The following is a 14,837-nucleotide window of genomic DNA, read 5'->3' as shown; positions in this document are numbered from 1 at the left end:
CCCACAGAAAAACGGACGCCATGACCATCCGCGTGCTGCTCGCCGACGACCAGGCCCTGCTCCGGGCGACCTTCCGGATCCTCATCGACACCTGCGACGACATGGAGGTGGTGGGCGAGGCAGGCGACGGCGCCCAGGCGGTCGATCTCGCGCGGCTGCACCGCCCCGACGTGGTCCTGATGGACATCCGCATGCCCGGCACCGACGGCCTCGCCGCCACCGCCGTCGTCTGCGCCGACCCGGACCTGTCCGACACCCGGGTGCTGATCCTGACGACCTTCGAGATCGACGAGTACGTCGCCCGGGCGCTGCGGGCCGGCGCGAGCGGCTTCCTCGGCAAGGACGTGACCGCCGACACCCTTCTCGACGGGATCCGCACCGTCGCCTCCGGGGACTCGCTCCTCTCCCCGCTCGCCACCCGCTCCCTGATCGCCCGCTTCCTCGCCTCCCCCGCGGAGGACGCCCGGCCCGGTTCCCCCGACGACCTCGCCGGACTCACCGCCCGCGAGCGCGAGGTGACGGCCCGGGTCGCGCAGGGCCGCTCCAACGACGAGATCGCCGACGAGCTGTTCGTCAGCCCGCTGACGGTCCGCACCCATGTGCACCGCGCCATGACGAAACTCGGCGCCCGGGACCGCGCCCAGCTGGTCGTCATCGCCTACCGGTCGGGGCTGGTCCGGGCGCCCGAGCCGCTGCACGGCGACCACTGAGCGCGCGACCGGCACAGCGCCGTTCAGGCGAAACCGCGGCCTCTTCCGCGTGCTGCGGCCCGGCCGCGTCCACAACTCACCCGTGACCCTCCCTCGCATCGCCCCCATGCTGGCCACCCCGGGCCGGCTGCCGCCCACCGCCCAGGACGCACGCTGGGCCTACGAGACCAAGCAGGACGGGCAGCGGGCCGTGGTGTACCTCACCGGAGACGGGAGTCTCACCCTGCGCGCCCGTTCGGGCGAGGACATCACCGGCGCCTATCCCGAGCTGCGGCCACTGGCCGAAGCGCTCGGCGCCACGCCTGCCGTGCTGGACGGCGAGGTCCTCGCCCTGGACGGACAGGGCCGGGCCGACTTCCAGTTGCTCCAGTCCCGGATGGGCCTGGTCCAGGCGCCGGGCAAGGCCGCGCGGCTGGCGGCGACGGCCCCCGTGCACCTCGTGCTGTTCGACGTGCTGCATCTCGGCGGGCAGTCCCTCCTCCCGCTGTCGTACACGCGGCGCAGGGCCCGGCTGGAGGCGCTGGCGCTGGACGGGCCGTTCTGGTCGACGCCGCGGGCCCTGGTCGGACACGGGCGGGAGGCCCTGGAGGCGACCCGCGCGCACGGCCTGGAGGGGCTGGTCTGCAAGCGTCTGGACTCGGCGTACGAGCCGGGGGTGCGCTCCCGGGCCTGGATCAAGATCCGGAACATGCGTGTCGCGGACGTCCTGGTCGGCGGCTGGCTGCCGGGCAAGGGACGGCTGACCGGGCTGCCCGGCGCCGTCCTGGTGGGGCAGCGGGCCGCCACGGGGCTGCGGTACGTCGGCGGGGTGGGCACCGGCTGGAGCGAGGCCGAGCGGGTGGAACTCGCGGCACTCCTGCGGGCCGCCTCGACCGACGAGTGCCCCTTCGACGCCGTACCGCAGGCGCCGGGCGCGCGATGGGTCCTGCCCAGGCTGGTCGGCGAGGTCCGGTACAGCACGCGGACCCGGGCGGGACTGCTGCGCCAGCCGTCCTGGCTTCGGCTGCGGCCTGACCTGACGCCCGAGGAGTCGGCGGCGGACCTGCCGGACATATCCGCCTGACCTCACCTCGGCAGCCAACTATTGGGCTGTGCTTCACCACTGATACGCCTGCGACCTCTTGGCGTGGAGGGGAAAACCGGGGAAGCTGAGCTGCTTTTCAACTCCCTCTCCCCACACAGCCGTTCGGCTGCGCCCGAACCCCGAGGAGGACGCAGTGTCGTCATCGAAGTTCAAGGTCCACCGCAGGAGGTGGCTGACCGGGCTGGCCGGTGCCGCCGCACTCGTCGTCGCCTTCCCGTCGGCGGCCTTCGCCGCCCCGCCGACGGCCCTGCCGTCCAACGCCGAAGCCGCCGAGCTGACGTACCAGCCCGCGTTCGACTACGACACGGACGGCTGCTACTCGACGCCCGCCATCGGCCCCGACGGCACGATCAACGGCGGGCTGAACCCGACCGGCGCCCTCAACGGCAGCTGCCGGGACGCCTCCGACCTGGACAACACCAACAGCTACTCGCGCTACAAGTGCAACAACGGCTGGTGCGCGTACCTGTACGGCCTCTACTTCGAGAAGGACCAGGCCCTGGCGGGCAGCAGCATCGGCGGGCACCGGCACGACTGGGAGCACGTCGTGATCTGGGTGCAGAACGGCCAGGTGCAGTACGTCTCGACGTCCAACCACGGCTCGTTCACGGTGACGGCGGCCTCGGGCGTGCGCTTCGACGGCTCGCACGCGAAGGTCGTCTACCACAAGGACGGCATCAGCACGCACTGCTTCCGGCTCGCGAACTCCAACGACGAGCCGCCGGAGAACCACAAGGGCACCTGGCAGTACCCGCCGCTGGTCGGCTGGAACGGCTACCCGGCGGGCCTGCGTGACAAGTTGAGCGCGTACAACTTCGGCAGCGCCAACTTCGGCCTGAAGGACGCCAACTTCAACAACCACCTCTCCTCGGCGAAGCCGTCCGGGATCGCCTTCGATCCCGCCGCGTGAGCCATGGCCGCCGTCCGCGGTCGGGGTGCGCGCTCCCCGACCCGTGGACGGCGGCGCACGCACGCCCCATGATGTCCGGATGGATCTTCACGACGAACTGCCGCCGGCCGTGCCGGCGAAGGAGCTGCTCGCCCTCGCCGACAGTCATCACGCCCGCGCCGCACGGCCGTTGGGCACGCGAGAGGTCGCCGGGCACCTGGTCAAGGCATACGCGCTCGAGGCGCCGGGGCGGACGGTGACGGAGCCCGCCGCCGTCGAGGCGCTGCGGGTCGCCGCCGGCCATCTGGAACTCGGGGCGCTGCGGGGATCGCTGGGCCTGGCCGTCGTGCTGGTGCACGCGGGCGGCGACGGGGACTATGTCCTCGTTCACACCTGGATCGAGGGCCACATGTCGGACCTGGCGGTGTTCACGGGTCCGGCCGACCGGCCGGCGGAACTGCGGCCGGGGCGGGCGGGGCTGGCGCCGTGCGTGTGGGAGGCGGCCGTCCTGGCCCATGAACGCGACGCCTTCGCACGGCAGGTCCTGGACGGCACCGGCCCCCTCCCGGAGCGGCTGGCCGCCTGGGGCGCGGACACGGTCGAGGGGGACGTCAGGTGAGCGCCGTCGCACGGGTCCGGCACGCCGAACGGTCCGATCTGGCGCGTGTCGCCGAACTCGCCGCCCAGCACGCGGAGTACGAGCGCGCGGCGCCGCCCGTGCCCGACCTCGCGAAACGGCTGGCCGGGCTCCTCTTCGACGCGCCGACTCCCCGGCTGTACTGCCTGGTCGCCGAACTGGCCGACGGCGAGATCGTCGGCTACGCGACCTGCGCGCCCGAGCTCTCCACCTGGGAGGGCCGCGAGTACCTCCTCATGGACTGTCTGTTCCTCGTCCCCGGCCACCGCGGGCTGGGTCTGGGCGCCCTGTTGACGGGCGCCGTGGCGGCCCAGGCCCGGAGCCTGGGCATGAGCGAGGTGCAGTGGCAGACCCCGGCGTGGAACGAGGGGGCGATCCGCTTCTACGCCCGGCTCGGCGCCCTCGGCACCGACAAACGGCGCTTCGTCCTCGACGTGACCTCCCGGACCTGACCCCCGGACCTGACCTCCCGGAGCAGACCTCCGGACCTGACCTCCCGGAGCAGACCTCCGGACGTGACCTCCCGACGGCGCGGAAGCGGTCGCCGGCCCCTCGTCCGGGTGTCCGCGGAGCCGCCGTCGACGGGCCGGCCGCCCGTGGCCGAAACCGGCGAGCGGCACGGGGCACGGTCCCCGAGGGTCTATCGTGTCCCGCATGTCCGTTCCGGAATTGATCCGTATCGTCTCCCGTGACTCGCCCATGGCGCTGGCCCAAGTGGAGCGTGTGCGCTCGGAGTTGGCCGCCCTGCATCCCGGTGTGCGCACCGAGGTCGTCCCCGTGAAGACGACCGGCGACAAGTGGATGGGCGACCTGTCCCAGGTCGACGGCAAGGGTGCCTTCACCAAGGAGGTCGACGCGGCGCTGCTGGCAGGCGTGGCGGATCTCGCGGTGCACTGCGTCAAGGACGTGCCTGCCGACCGGCCGCTGCCCGCGGGCACGGTGTTCGCCGCGTTCCTGAAGCGGGACGACATCCGCGACGCCCTGGTGCATCCGGGTGGCCGCACCCTGGACGAGCTCCCGGCCGGGACGCGCATCGGCACCTCCTCGGTGCGCCGGGTCGCCCAGCTCGCCGCCACCCATCCCCAGCTGGAGTGCGTGCCCTTCCGGGGCAACGCCAACCGGCGGCTGGAGAAGCTCGCGGCGGGCGAGGCGGACGCGCTGCTGCTCGCCGTGTCAGGCCTGGAGCGCATCGGGCGCCAGGACGTCATCAGCGAGGTGCTGTCGCCGGAGACGATGATGCCGCCGATCGGCGCGGGCGTCCTCGCCCTCCAGTGCCGCGAGGGCGACACCGACGTCATCGACGTCGTCAGCGGGCTGGGCGATCCGGCCACCCATCGGGAGGCCACGGCGGAACGCATGTTCCTGCATGTGCTCCAGGGGCACTGCAACAGCCCGATCGCCGGCTTCGCGCGCGTCGACCGCAGCGGCGAACTGTCCCTGCGGGCCTGTGTGTTCACCCCGGACGGGAAGACCCGGCTGAACGCCCACGAGTGGGCCGGGCCGCTGGACCCGGCGACGCTCGGCACGTCGGTGGCGGTGTCACTGCTGCGTCAGGGCGCGCGCGAGATCATCGACGGCATCCCGCACTGACCGTCCGCCGGCCAGCCGTCTCACTGACTCATCGGCTCATCGGTCGATCGAAGAGGGCGGCGCCGCTCAGGCGCTGCCCTCTTCGGCCTGGTCGCGCAGGAAGTTGCTGACCTGACGGGCCAGGCTGTCGCGCCCCGCCCCGGCCGGGGCCCCGCCGGATCCCTCGGCCAGGCCGATGCCGCCCGTCCACAACCGGCGGTCGGCCCAGTCGTCGTCGACCCGCAGCTGGATCTGGACGTCCACCTGGCCGAGCGACGCCTCGGGTCCCGCCGCGTACAGCACGGCGGTGGCCCGGCGCAGCGGGTAGATGTCGAAGCCCTCGATGAACTGCGAGTTGCGCCAGTCGATGAACGCGCTCTCGCCCTCGGGTCCGAGCCGTACGTCGATCTGGCCGTCCTCGAGGTGGATCGTGGAGTGGTTGCCGCCCCGGTTCTCGACGGTCACCCGCAGGCAGAAGTACGTCAGCCCCTCGGCCGCGTCGTCGCGTCCCCTGGGCGGCTCGCTCTGCTCCAGGCGGTGGACGCTGACCCGCAGACCGGCATGCTCGTCGTACTCCTGCCAGTCCCCGACCACGTTCGGCTCGTACACAGTCCACCTCTCGACTTCTACCGGCTGCTTCCTATCCGTGCGCCGATCGCACTGTCAAATGAGCAGAATGCGCTGTGGCCAGGGAATTCATCCCTTTTGATCGCTGATCAAGCCGTGCGCAGGAAGAATCCGCCGACGGGCCGCGAAAGGGCTCGTCGCGGGCGTGCCGCACATCACGTTCCCGGGCCGGGTCAGCGGGCCAGCCGGCCCAGGAGCGAGGAGGCGGCGGCGATGCCGAGCGCGGCGGCCACGATCAGCACCCCGAAGTCGAGGGCGAGGTGCGCGGGCGTGCCGAGGAGCAGCCCCCGCAGCGCGTCCACCTCGTAGCTGAGGGGGTTGACCTTGCTGACGGCCTGGAGCCAGCCCGGCATGATGTCCACCGGGTAGAGGGCGTTGGAGCCGAAGAACAGCGGCATGGTGATCGCCTGCCCGAAGCCCATGAGGCGGTCGCGGCTGAGGACGATGCCCGCGATGGTCATCGACAGACAGGAGAAGAAGGCCGAGCCGAGGACGACGATGGCGGCGACCCCGAGGAGCTTCAGCGGGTTCCAGGTCAGGGCCACGCCGAGCAGGGCGGCGATGACGACCACGACGACCGCCTGGATCACCGACTTCACACCGGCCGCGAACGCCTTGCCGGTGATCAGCGCGGAGCGCGGGGTCGGCGTGACGAGCAGCTTGTTGAGGACGCCGGCGTCCCGCTCCCAGATGATCTGGATGCCGTAGAAGATGGCGATGAACATCGCGGACTGGGCGATGATGCCGGGCGCCAGGTAGTCGATGTAGGGGATGCCGCCGGTCGGGATCGCCTTGATGCGGGTGAAGGTCTGACCGAAGATCAGCAGCCACAGGGCGGGCTGGACCGCCCGGGTGTACAGCTCGGTGCGGTCATGGCGCAGCTTCTGCAGTTCGACGGCGCACAGGGCGGCGACCCGGGCCGGCAGCAGCCGCCAGCCGACCCGGGGCCGGGGCGGCCGCAGCAGCAGGTCGATGTTCTGCGGGCGGGCGTGGTCAGCCGACGCGCTGAGCGGTACGGCGGGTGCTTCGGACATCGCGGAAATCTCCTGCCTGCTCGTCGAGGCCGCTGCCGGCGACGTCCCGGAAGACGTCCTCCAGGGTCGGCAGCGGGGCGGTGGCCGGCGTGCCCTCGGCGCGCCGGCGTTCCCCGAGCCCCTGCCGGAGCTCGGCGGGGGTGCCGAGGGCGCGGATCCGGCCGCGGTGCATCAGGCCGACCCGGTCGCAGTACTGGTCGGCTTCGTCCATGTAGTGCGTGGTCACCAGGACGGTCATGCCGGTGGCCGCCCGGACGGCGGTGATGTGCTCCCAGACACCCGTTCGGGCGATCGGGTCGAGGCCGATCGTCGGCTCGTCGAGAATCAGCAGCCGGGGCGCGCTGACCAGGGCCTGGGCGAGTTCGAGACGGCGGACCATTCCGCCGGAGTAGGTGCCGGCGAGCCGGTCGGCGGCGTCCGTGAGGCCGACGGCGCCCAGCGCCTGGCCGACGCGTTCGGCGCGCTCGCGCCGCGACACGTCGAAGACCCGGGCGAACAGGGAGACGTTCTCCCGGCCGGTGAGCCCCGAGTCGGCGGACAACTGCTGCGGGACGTAGCCGAGCAGCCGCCGTACGGCCATTCGGTCGCCGGCTGCGTCGTGACCGAAGACGCGGACCATCGCGGACGGGACCGGCAGCAGGGTCGTGATGCAGCGGATGGCGGTGGTCTTGCCGGCCCCGTTGGGCCCGAGCAGGCCGAAGACCTCACCCTCCCGGACGATCAGATCGAGTCCGTCGACCGCCTTGGTGTCACCGAAGGCGTAGGCGAGCCCGGTACAGGCGACGGCGTCCGTGGCGTTGTCGGTCGTCATGACTCCTCGGCCTCCTCGTGCAGGTTGACGGCGAGCGCGCGCAGGGCCGGCAGCGCCGCGCGCAGGGCCTCCCGGTCGGCGGTGTCGAGACGGGCGAGCTGCCGGCCGACGAGCGCGGCGCGCCGCTCCCGCCACGCCCGCAGCCGGGCCTCGGCCGACTCGGTGAGCAGCAGCCGGGCGACGCGCCGGTCTGCCGGATCGGTCTCGCGGACCAGATAACCGTCCTTGACCAGCTGGTTGACGAGGGTCGAGACGGAGTTGCCCGCCAGGTACAGCTCCCTGGCCGCGTCCGAGACGCCGATGCCGGGCCGCGCCTCGACCAGGCGCAGCAGCTCGACCTCGGCGCCGCGCAGCCGCGGCACGGTCAGGCCGGCCCGCAGCCGCCGCCTGAGCAGCCGCTGGACGCCGACGAGCGCGTCGGCGAGCTCCTCGGGGAACGTCTCCTGGTCCCATCGCTCCTGATCCACGCGACGAGATTACCTCTGTGTCAGAGGTAATCCACCCAAGGAAGGGTCAAGAGCGAGGAGTCGCGAGCGAGAGTCAAGAGCGACACGGAACAAATAGGGTGAAACTGTTTCAAGCTACTCCAAGACGGGAATCGGAAAGCTAGTGCTTCGGACAGGAGGCACGTCCGTGGGATGCCGCCGAGCGGCCGGTCCCGGGTGCTCTCCCGTCGGCCCGCCCGAGTACGTGCTTCCCACGGTGTCCGAACCTCCCTCGGCATTCCTCCTGGAAGGCGCGCGTGATGCGTAGCACCGTCAGAACGAAGCAGCACCCCCACGACGACGCGCCGGACACCGGCGAGTCCTTCGTGCGGCTCGCCGGTCTGCCCGACGGGCCGGAGCGCCAGGCGCTCAAGGACGAGCTGGTCCGCCTCTGGCTGCCCATGGCCGAGCGGATCGCCGTCCGGTTCCGGGGGCGCGGCGAGAACCTCGAGGACCTGTACCAGGTCGCCGCCCTCGGACTCGTCAAGGCCGTCGGCCACTACGACCCGGAACGCGGCCGCGCCTTCGAGGCGTACGCGGTGCCGACGATCACCGGTGAGATCAAGCGGCACTTCCGCGACCACATGTGGACCCTGCACGTACCGCGCCGGGTCCAGGATCTGCGCAACCGGGTACGGAACGCCGCGAAGGAGCTGTCGCAGACGACTCCGGGACGCCCGCCCACCATCACCGAGATAGCCGCGTACGCACAGCTCACCGAGGACGAGGTGCGCACCGGCGCGGAAGCGCTGGAGTGCTTCTCCGCGCTGTCGCTGGAGGCCGAACTGCCCGGCACCGACGGCTACGCGCTCGAGGACGCCCTCGGCGACCCCGATCCCGGCTACGACGCCGTCGTCGACCGGGTGGCCGTGGCGCCCTGCCTGCGGGCCCTGCCGGAACGCGAACGGACGATCCTGTACATGCGGTTCTTCGCGGGTATGACGCAGAGCCGGATCGCCGAGCAGCTGGGCATCTCGCAGATGCATGTCTCACGTCTGCTCAGTGGCTGCTTCGCGCGGCTGCGCGAGGAGATCGCCGCGGAGACGGACTGACCGCCGGTCCGAGGGGCCTCTCGCCCGGCGGCTTCACTCCAAGGGACGCAAGGGCGGCGACCCGGGAATCTGGGTGGGGCCGTACCGGTCCAGGAGCTCCTCCAGCCGCGCCCGGATCTCGTCGGGCATCTCTCCGGTGCGCCCCCGGACGAGGATCAGATCGGCGACGTTGCGCAGCTTGATGTCGGTGTGCTGGGAGACCTCCTTCAGCACGAGCCAGCCCTGGTCGGGCGTCATCCGCCCCAGGGCGACCATCACGCCGATCGCCTGGTCGACCACGGCGTGGGAGGCGACCGCCTCCTTCAGCTGGTCGACCTCCTCCTGGAGTGCGAAGATCCGGGCCGTTTCGTCGGCCGTTCCGCGCGGTACTCGTGCCACCGCTCCATCGTGCCACCGGGTCGCTCGGCAGGCGCCCGGGACGGTTCCGGCCGGACACTGGTGGTAGCCCCCGCCCGCCGGCCGAGAGACCAGAAACGCGAGTGCCATGAACCGTCGCCCCACATCCGCCCCCGGTGCACGGGGAGCCGTCTCCACGCACTCCGTGTTCGGTGCGCCCTGCTGGGTGAGCCTGACCAGTCGTGATCTGGACGCCACGCAGGGCTTCTACGGAGCCGTCCTGGGCTGGCAGTGGCGCCGGGGCGTGCTCGGCGACCACTTCCGGACGGCGCTGGTCGGCACCGTCCCGGTCGCCGGGGTGGCGGCCGTCGCCTCGATGTGGCAGATGGCGGTCGCCTGGACGCCGTACTTCGCCGTGCCCAGCGCGGACGACGCAGCCTCCCGGACCCGGGAGCGCGGCGGGACCGTGGCCGTGGGCCCGATCTCGCTGCCGCCGGGCCGGGCTGCCCTGCTGGCCGACCGGGACGGCGCGACCTTCGGGGTCTGGGAGGGCGAGCTGATCGGCAACTGGGAGGCCTGGCGGCAGGACGCGCCCGCCTTCATCAGGCTCCACACCCGCGACGCCTTCGACTCCGCCATCTTCTACGGCGAGATCCTCGACTGGGCCACGGACCGTCCCGGCTGCGTCGAGGTCCACTACGAACGTGGCGAGGTCGTGCTGCGCAGCGGGGGCGATGTCGTCGCCCGGATCGAGTCGGGCGCGCTGGAGGCGGCGCCCGACCCCACGATCCGTCCGCACTGGCAGGTCCACTTCGCCGTCGCGGACGTGACGACCTGTGCCCGGGCTGCGGAGAAGCACGGCGGCAGCGTGCTGATCGAGACCGCCGCCGAGGCCGTGCTGCGTGACCCGGACGGCGCCCAGTTCACGGTGACCTCGCGCCGGGGGCGCTGAGCGGGCCGTCTCAGTCGGAACGGCGCGGGGGCCGGGCCAGCACGATCAGGCTGCGGGCCGCCGGGGTCACTTCCGCGCCCGCCTTGTACTCCGTCTCGTCCGGGCGGCCGTCGGGCTCCGCGGTGTCGACGCACACCGTCCAGCGCTCGCCGTACGCGGCCTCGGGCAGCCGGAAGACGGCGGGCTCCCAGTAGCTGTTGAACAGCAGCAGGAACGAGTCGTCCACGACGGGCCGGCCGCGCGGGTCGGGTTCGGCGATCGCGTCGCCGTTGAGGAAGACGCCGACGCTGTGCGCGTCGGCGCGCTGCCAGTCGAGGTCCGTCATCTCGCGCGCGTCCGGCAGCAGCCAGACGAGATCGGGCAGCGGCTGACGTACGCGTCTGGCGGTCTCTCCCCGGAAGAAGCGGCGCCGCCGCAGCACGGGGTGGGCGGCGCGCAGCGCGACGAGGCGACGGCAGAAGTCCGCCAGGCTCCGCTGCTCGTCGGTCAACCGCCAGTCGACCCAGGAGACTTCGCTGTCCTGGCAGTAGGCGTTGTTGTTGCCGCCCTGGGTGCGGCCGAGTTCGTCGCCGTGGCCGAGCATCGGGATGCCCTGCGAGAGCAGCAGCGTGGCGAGCAGGTTGCGCTGTTGCCGGGCCCGCAGCGCGAGCACCGCGGGGCGCTCGGTGGGTCCCTCGGTCCCGCAGTTCCAGGAGCGGTTGGTGCTCTCGCCGTCCCGGTTGCCCTCACCGTTGGCATCGTTGTGCTTGTCGTTGTACGAGACGAGGTCACGCAGGGTGAAACCGTCGTGCGCGGTGACGAAGTTGACGCCGGCGCGCGGACGGCGCCTGCTGTGGGCGTACAGGTCCGAGGAGCCGGTCAGCCGGGAGGCGAACTCGCCCAGCGAGCCGGGTTCCGCACGCCAGAAGTCGCGTACGGCGTCGCGGTAGGGGCCGTTCCACTCCGACCACAGCGGCGGGAAGTTGCCCACCTGGTAGCCGCCCTCGCCGACGTCCCAGGGTTCGGCGATGAGCTTGACGCGGCTGATCACGGGGTCCTGCTGGATGAGGTCGAAGAACGCGGACAGCCGGTCCACCTCGTGGAACTGGCGGGCGAGGGTGGCCGCGAGGTCGAAGCGGAAGCCGTCGACATGCATCTCCGTCACCCAGTACCGCAGCGAGTCCATGATCAGCTGAAGGACGTACGGGTGCCGCATGAGCAGGCTGTTGCCGGTGCCGGTGGTGTCGTAGTAGTGCGCCCAGTCGCCGTCCACGAGCCGGTAGTAGGAGGCGTTGTCGATGCCGCGCAGGGAGAGGGTGGGGCCCTTCTCGTTGCCCTCGGCGGTGTGGTTGTAGACGACGTCGAGGATCACTTCCAGGCCGGCCGCGTGCAGCGCCTTCACCATGGACTTGAACTCGGTGACCTGCTCGCCGCGGGTGCCGTGGGCGGCGTAGGCGTTGTGCGGGGCGAAGAAGCCGATGGTGTTGTAGCCCCAGTAGTTGGACAGGCCCCGGTCCGTCAGCACACCGTCCTGCACGTACTGGTGCACGGGCATCAGCTCGATCGCCGTCACGCCCAGCGAGGTGAGGTGCTCGGTCACCGCGGGGTGCGCGAGGCCGGCGTAGGTGCCCCGCAGGGCGGGCGGAACCTCGGGGTGGGTGCGGGTCAGGCCGCGTACATGGGCCTCGTAGATCACCGTGTCGGCGTAAGGGCGCCTGGGCGGTTCGTCGTCGCCCCAGTCGAAGGCGGTGTCGGTGACCACGCCGAGCAGGGTGTGCCCGGCGCTGTCCGCCGGGTCGGGGCGGTCACCGGCCCGCTCGAAGAGGGAGGCGTGGTTGTCGATCTGGCCGTCGACGGCGCGCGCGTAGGGGTCGAGGAGCAGTTTCGCCGGGTTGCACCGGTGGCCGGAGCCGGGGTTCCACGGCCCGTGCACCCGGAAGCCGTAGCGCTGCCCGGGACCGGTCCCGGGCAGGTAGGCGTGCCAGACGAAGCCGTCGACCTCGGTCAGCGGGACACCGCGGGTGGTGCCGTCGTCGTCGACCAGGACGAGGTCGACGCGTTCGGCGACCTCGCTGAACAGAGCGAAGTTGGTGCCCTCTCCGTCGAAGTCGGCCCCCAGCGGGAAGGGGTGCCCGCTCCAGGCGGGCACCCCGGCACTGCGGTCCGTACGGTCCGTACGGTCCATGCGGTCCGTACGGTCCGTCCGGGTCCTGCGGTCCTTCCGGTTCGGCCGTGAGGTCACCGGGCGGCCACCAGGACGCCGTGCGCCCGGCCCGCCGTGACCGGGGCGGCCAGGGCCGCCACCGGCAGTTCGCGGGGTACTTGACGCACCTCGCGCAGGCTCGGCGCCGGCGCGGTCGGCACCAGTGGGACGCGTTCGCCGGAGCGGGCCCGCTGGGAGAACCAGATGACCTGGCTCCCGGCGCCGGTGGCGCAGCACCCCCAGCCGTCGCTCATCACGGCGATGCGCTCCAGACAGGCCCGCAGGTCCTGGTCGGGACGCAGCCGGTGGTCGTGACCGCCGACGGCCGTGATCAGGTGCTGCCCGTTCCACCACATCTCGATCGAGGTGTGCTTGTCCGTGGCGTGCTCGTCGATAGCGGTCAGCAGCATCTCGGCGCCGCGGCAGACGGTCTCCACATGTGTTTCGAGGTTCCAGTGGGACAGATGGGCGGCCAGGATCCGCCTGACCTGTCCGACCCGTTCCGGGCAGACGTCCACATCGAGGTGGTAGTAGCAGGGGACTGCTGTCTTCATCGTCGTTCGCTCCTCACCGGCGAGGCTCCCACTCCTGCTCGGCCCGACGGGCCAGAGTTCCCCAATACGAAGCGTGAGCGGTAATCGCTTCAGAGTCACAACCACAGTGGGGCTGCTACGCCATTCGTGCAACACGAGCACACCACAACCAAGATCCAACAGGACGTTGGGTGATGCGCCGTGCACCATAAGTGAAGGCCTCACAGGGTTCGACACTTTCGCGCCTCCGCGCAACGGGCCGACCCGGCCGCCTCGAGCGACCTCCCTCTTGCTTGAACTCCCGGAAGGTGCACAGCGCGATGCTGCAACCAGCGAAGACAGAAGTCGCCAGGACCTTGCGCAGTTACCGGGCCTGGGAGCGGGACATGCTGGCGCGGCCCGACGACCGCACGGCGCGGGCCGCGTTCGAGGACTGCGGCTACACCCTCTGTGTGCTGATGGGCAAGCGCTGCGCACGGGAGGCCGCGGACGCCGCCGAGCAGTATCTGCGGGCCGGTGTGGACGCCCTGCACCGGGAGCGCTGGAGCCTGAGCCGGAGGAACGGCGTCGCGCGGCTCTCCGCGACCCGGCCGCTCCCCTGCCTGCCCGCGGAGACGTAGCCCGGCGCGCAGGTGCAGTCCGTTCGCCCAACACCGGGCGGACGAAGCCAATTTCGAGCCAGCGGAGGTGCAAGGGTGAAGTCCACCAGGGCGATCGGCCGTATCCCGGTACGGGACGTCGAACCGCGCGTGGAGTGCGGTAGGCGGCCGGCGAAAGCCGTGACCGGGGAGACGGTGCGGATCTCCGCGACGGTGTTCCGCGAGGGTCACGACGCCGTCGGCGCCAACGTGGTCCTCAAGGACCCCGACGGCGGCCGCGGGCCCTGGACACCGATGCGCGAACTCACCCCCGGCAGTGACCGGTGGGGAGCCGATGTGACCCTGGAGGCCATGGGCCGCTGGACGTACACCGTGGAGGCCTGGAGCGACCCGATCGCCACCTGGCGCCACCACGCGGAGATCAAGATCCCGGCCGGGATCGCCCCGGGTCTGGTCCTGGAGGAGGGCGGTCAGCTCCACGAGCGGGCGGCCGCCCGGGCCCCGCGCGGACCGGAACGCACCCTGCTGCGGGACGCGGCGAAGAAGCTGCTCGACGACTCGGTCCCGGTGGCCGAGCGCTACGCGGCGGCGTTGACGCCGGAGGTCGACGCCGTGCTCGGCCGGTATCCGCTGCGGGAGCTGGTCACCGCCTCCGAGCCGCTGCCGCTGCTGGTCGAGCGCGAACGCGCCCTGTACGGCGCCTGGTACGAGTTCTTCCCCCGCTCCGAGGGGACCGCCGAGCGCCCGCACGGCACGTTCCGCACCGCCGCGCGCAGGCTCCCCGCCATCGCCGCGATGGGCTTCGACGTCGTCTACCTGCCGCCCGTCCACCCCATCGGCACGACCTTCCGCAAGGGCCGCAACAACACGTTGAACGCCGCGCCCGACGATGTCGGGGTGCCGTGGGCGATCGGCTCGCCGGAGGGCGGCCACGACGCCGTCCACCCGGACCTCGGGACCATCGAGGACTTCGCCTGGTTCGTGGAGCGGGCGGGCGAGCTCGGTCTGGAGATCGCCCTCGACTTCGCCCTGCAGTGCTCCCCCGACCACCCCTGGGTGCACAAGCACACCGAGTGGTTCCACCACCGCCCGGACGGGACCATCGCCTACGCCGAGAACCCGCCGAAGAAGTACCAGGACATCTACCCCCTGGCGTTCGACGCGGACATGAAGGGCCTGATCGCCGAGACGGTGCGGGTCCTGCGGCACTGGATGTCGTACGGGGTGCGGATCTTCCGCGTGGACAACCCGCACACCAAGCCGGTCGTGTTCTGGGAGCGGGTCATCGCGGACATCAACCGCGCCGACCCCGACGTGATCTTCCTCGCCGAGGCCTT

The 14,837-nt window shown here is 71.8% G+C and carries 17 protein-coding genes; 10 read left to right on the top strand and 7 right to left on the bottom strand.

Features of this window, described 5'->3' with window-relative positions; all coding sequences use genetic code 11:
- Window positions 1-20: 20 nt before the first annotated feature.
- The 6 genes from ABT070_RS38330 to hemC all read left to right on the top strand — a co-directional run bounded on the left by ABT070_RS38330 (window position 21) and on the right by hemC (window position 4,910).
- Window positions 21-710, top strand: a complete 690-nt coding sequence (locus ABT070_RS38330) for a response regulator transcription factor (protein ID WP_351767539.1) — start codon at window positions 21-23, stop codon at window positions 708-710.
- Between the two features lie 82 nt (window positions 711-792).
- The gene (locus ABT070_RS38325) at window positions 793-1,773 is read left to right on the top strand and encodes an ATP-dependent DNA ligase (protein WP_451102448.1); all 981 of its coding nucleotides are present in this window, start codon (window positions 793-795) and stop codon (window positions 1,771-1,773) included.
- Window positions 1,774-1,927: 154 nt separating this feature from the next.
- On the top strand, window positions 1,928-2,704 hold the full coding sequence (locus ABT070_RS38320; protein ID WP_351767538.1) for an NPP1 family protein: 777 nt from the start codon (window positions 1,928-1,930) through the stop codon (window positions 2,702-2,704).
- Window positions 2,705-2,783: 79 nt separating this feature from the next.
- Window positions 2,784-3,302, top strand: a complete 519-nt coding sequence (locus tag ABT070_RS38315; RefSeq protein ID WP_351767537.1) for a hypothetical protein — start codon at window positions 2,784-2,786, stop codon at window positions 3,300-3,302.
- The gene (locus ABT070_RS38310) at window positions 3,299-3,772 is read left to right on the top strand and encodes a GNAT family N-acetyltransferase (RefSeq protein ID WP_351767536.1); all 474 of its coding nucleotides are present in this window, start codon (window positions 3,299-3,301) and stop codon (window positions 3,770-3,772) included. Before ABT070_RS38315 ends, ABT070_RS38310 begins: the two co-directional genes overlap by 4 nt.
- A 202-nt stretch (window positions 3,773-3,974) precedes the next feature.
- Window positions 3,975-4,910 carry a hydroxymethylbilane synthase gene (gene hemC, locus ABT070_RS38305; protein ID WP_351767535.1) on the top strand — a complete coding sequence of 312 codons (936 nt, stop codon included), beginning with the start codon at window positions 3,975-3,977 and terminating at the stop codon, window positions 4,908-4,910.
- 66 nt (window positions 4,911-4,976) lie between these two features.
- Here the strand turns inward: hemC and ABT070_RS38300 are convergent, their stop codons facing one another.
- The 4 genes from ABT070_RS38300 to ABT070_RS38285 form a co-directional block, all read right to left on the bottom strand.
- Window positions 4,977-5,498 (bottom strand): hypothetical protein, encoded by a 522-nt coding sequence (locus tag ABT070_RS38300; RefSeq protein WP_351767534.1) that lies wholly within the window; start codon window positions 5,496-5,498, stop codon window positions 4,977-4,979.
- A 191-nt stretch (window positions 5,499-5,689) separates the two neighbouring features.
- Window positions 5,690-6,550, bottom strand: coding sequence for an ABC transporter permease (locus tag ABT070_RS38295; protein ID WP_351767533.1), 861 nt, complete (start codon window positions 6,548-6,550; stop codon window positions 5,690-5,692).
- A complete protein-coding gene (locus ABT070_RS38290; protein ID WP_351767532.1) occupies window positions 6,510-7,361 on the bottom strand; it encodes an ABC transporter ATP-binding protein in 852 nt (283 codons plus the stop codon). Before ABT070_RS38290 ends, ABT070_RS38295 begins: the two co-directional genes overlap by 41 nt.
- Window positions 7,358-7,828, bottom strand: a complete 471-nt coding sequence (locus ABT070_RS38285; protein WP_351767530.1) for a MarR family winged helix-turn-helix transcriptional regulator — start codon at window positions 7,826-7,828, stop codon at window positions 7,358-7,360. The genes ABT070_RS38290 and ABT070_RS38285 overlap by 4 nt, the downstream gene beginning before the upstream one ends.
- Before the next feature lie 278 nt (window positions 7,829-8,106).
- Here ABT070_RS38285 and ABT070_RS38280 point away from each other — a divergent pair, with 278 nt between their 5' ends.
- On the top strand, window positions 8,107-8,898 hold the full coding sequence (locus ABT070_RS38280; RefSeq protein WP_351767529.1) for a SigB/SigF/SigG family RNA polymerase sigma factor: 792 nt from the start codon (window positions 8,107-8,109) through the stop codon (window positions 8,896-8,898).
- 33 nt (window positions 8,899-8,931) lie between these two features.
- On the opposite strand, the gene ABT070_RS38275 is transcribed toward ABT070_RS38280, so the two are convergent.
- Entirely contained in the window at window positions 8,932-9,276 is a 345-nt protein-coding gene (locus tag ABT070_RS38275) for an ANTAR domain-containing protein (RefSeq protein ID WP_351767528.1), read from the bottom strand.
- 106 nt (window positions 9,277-9,382) lie between these two features.
- Here ABT070_RS38275 and ABT070_RS38270 point away from each other — a divergent pair, with 106 nt between their 5' ends.
- Window positions 9,383-10,186, top strand: coding sequence for a VOC family protein (locus ABT070_RS38270; protein ID WP_351767527.1), 804 nt, complete (start codon window positions 9,383-9,385; stop codon window positions 10,184-10,186).
- A gap of 10 nt (window positions 10,187-10,196) precedes the next feature.
- Here ABT070_RS38270 and glgX read toward each other — a convergent pair whose 3' ends face one another.
- Entirely contained in the window at window positions 10,197-12,350 is a 2,154-nt protein-coding gene (glgX, locus tag ABT070_RS38265) for a glycogen debranching protein GlgX (RefSeq protein WP_351767526.1), read from the bottom strand.
- 53 nt (window positions 12,351-12,403) lie between these two features.
- A complete protein-coding gene (locus ABT070_RS38260) occupies window positions 12,404-12,922 on the bottom strand; it encodes a pep a2 (RefSeq protein WP_351767525.1) in 519 nt (172 codons plus the stop codon).
- Between the two features lie 299 nt (window positions 12,923-13,221).
- On the opposite strand from ABT070_RS38260, the gene ABT070_RS38255 reads away from it, so the two are divergent.
- Window positions 13,222-13,521, top strand: a complete 300-nt coding sequence (locus tag ABT070_RS38255) for a DUF5133 domain-containing protein (protein ID WP_351767524.1) — start codon at window positions 13,222-13,224, stop codon at window positions 13,519-13,521.
- A gap of 75 nt (window positions 13,522-13,596) precedes the next feature.
- A partial coding sequence (locus ABT070_RS38250) for a maltotransferase domain-containing protein (protein WP_351767523.1) occupies window positions 13,597-14,837 on the top strand: 1,241 nt, incomplete at its 3' end.

The organism is Streptomyces sp. NPDC002884 (assembly GCF_040295245.1).
In the GTDB taxonomy this organism is placed as follows: Bacteria; Actinomycetota; Actinomycetes; order Streptomycetales; family Streptomycetaceae; genus Streptomyces.
The sequence above is the reverse complement of the archived record's forward strand: the minus strand, read 5'-3'. Positions and strand labels throughout refer to the sequence as shown.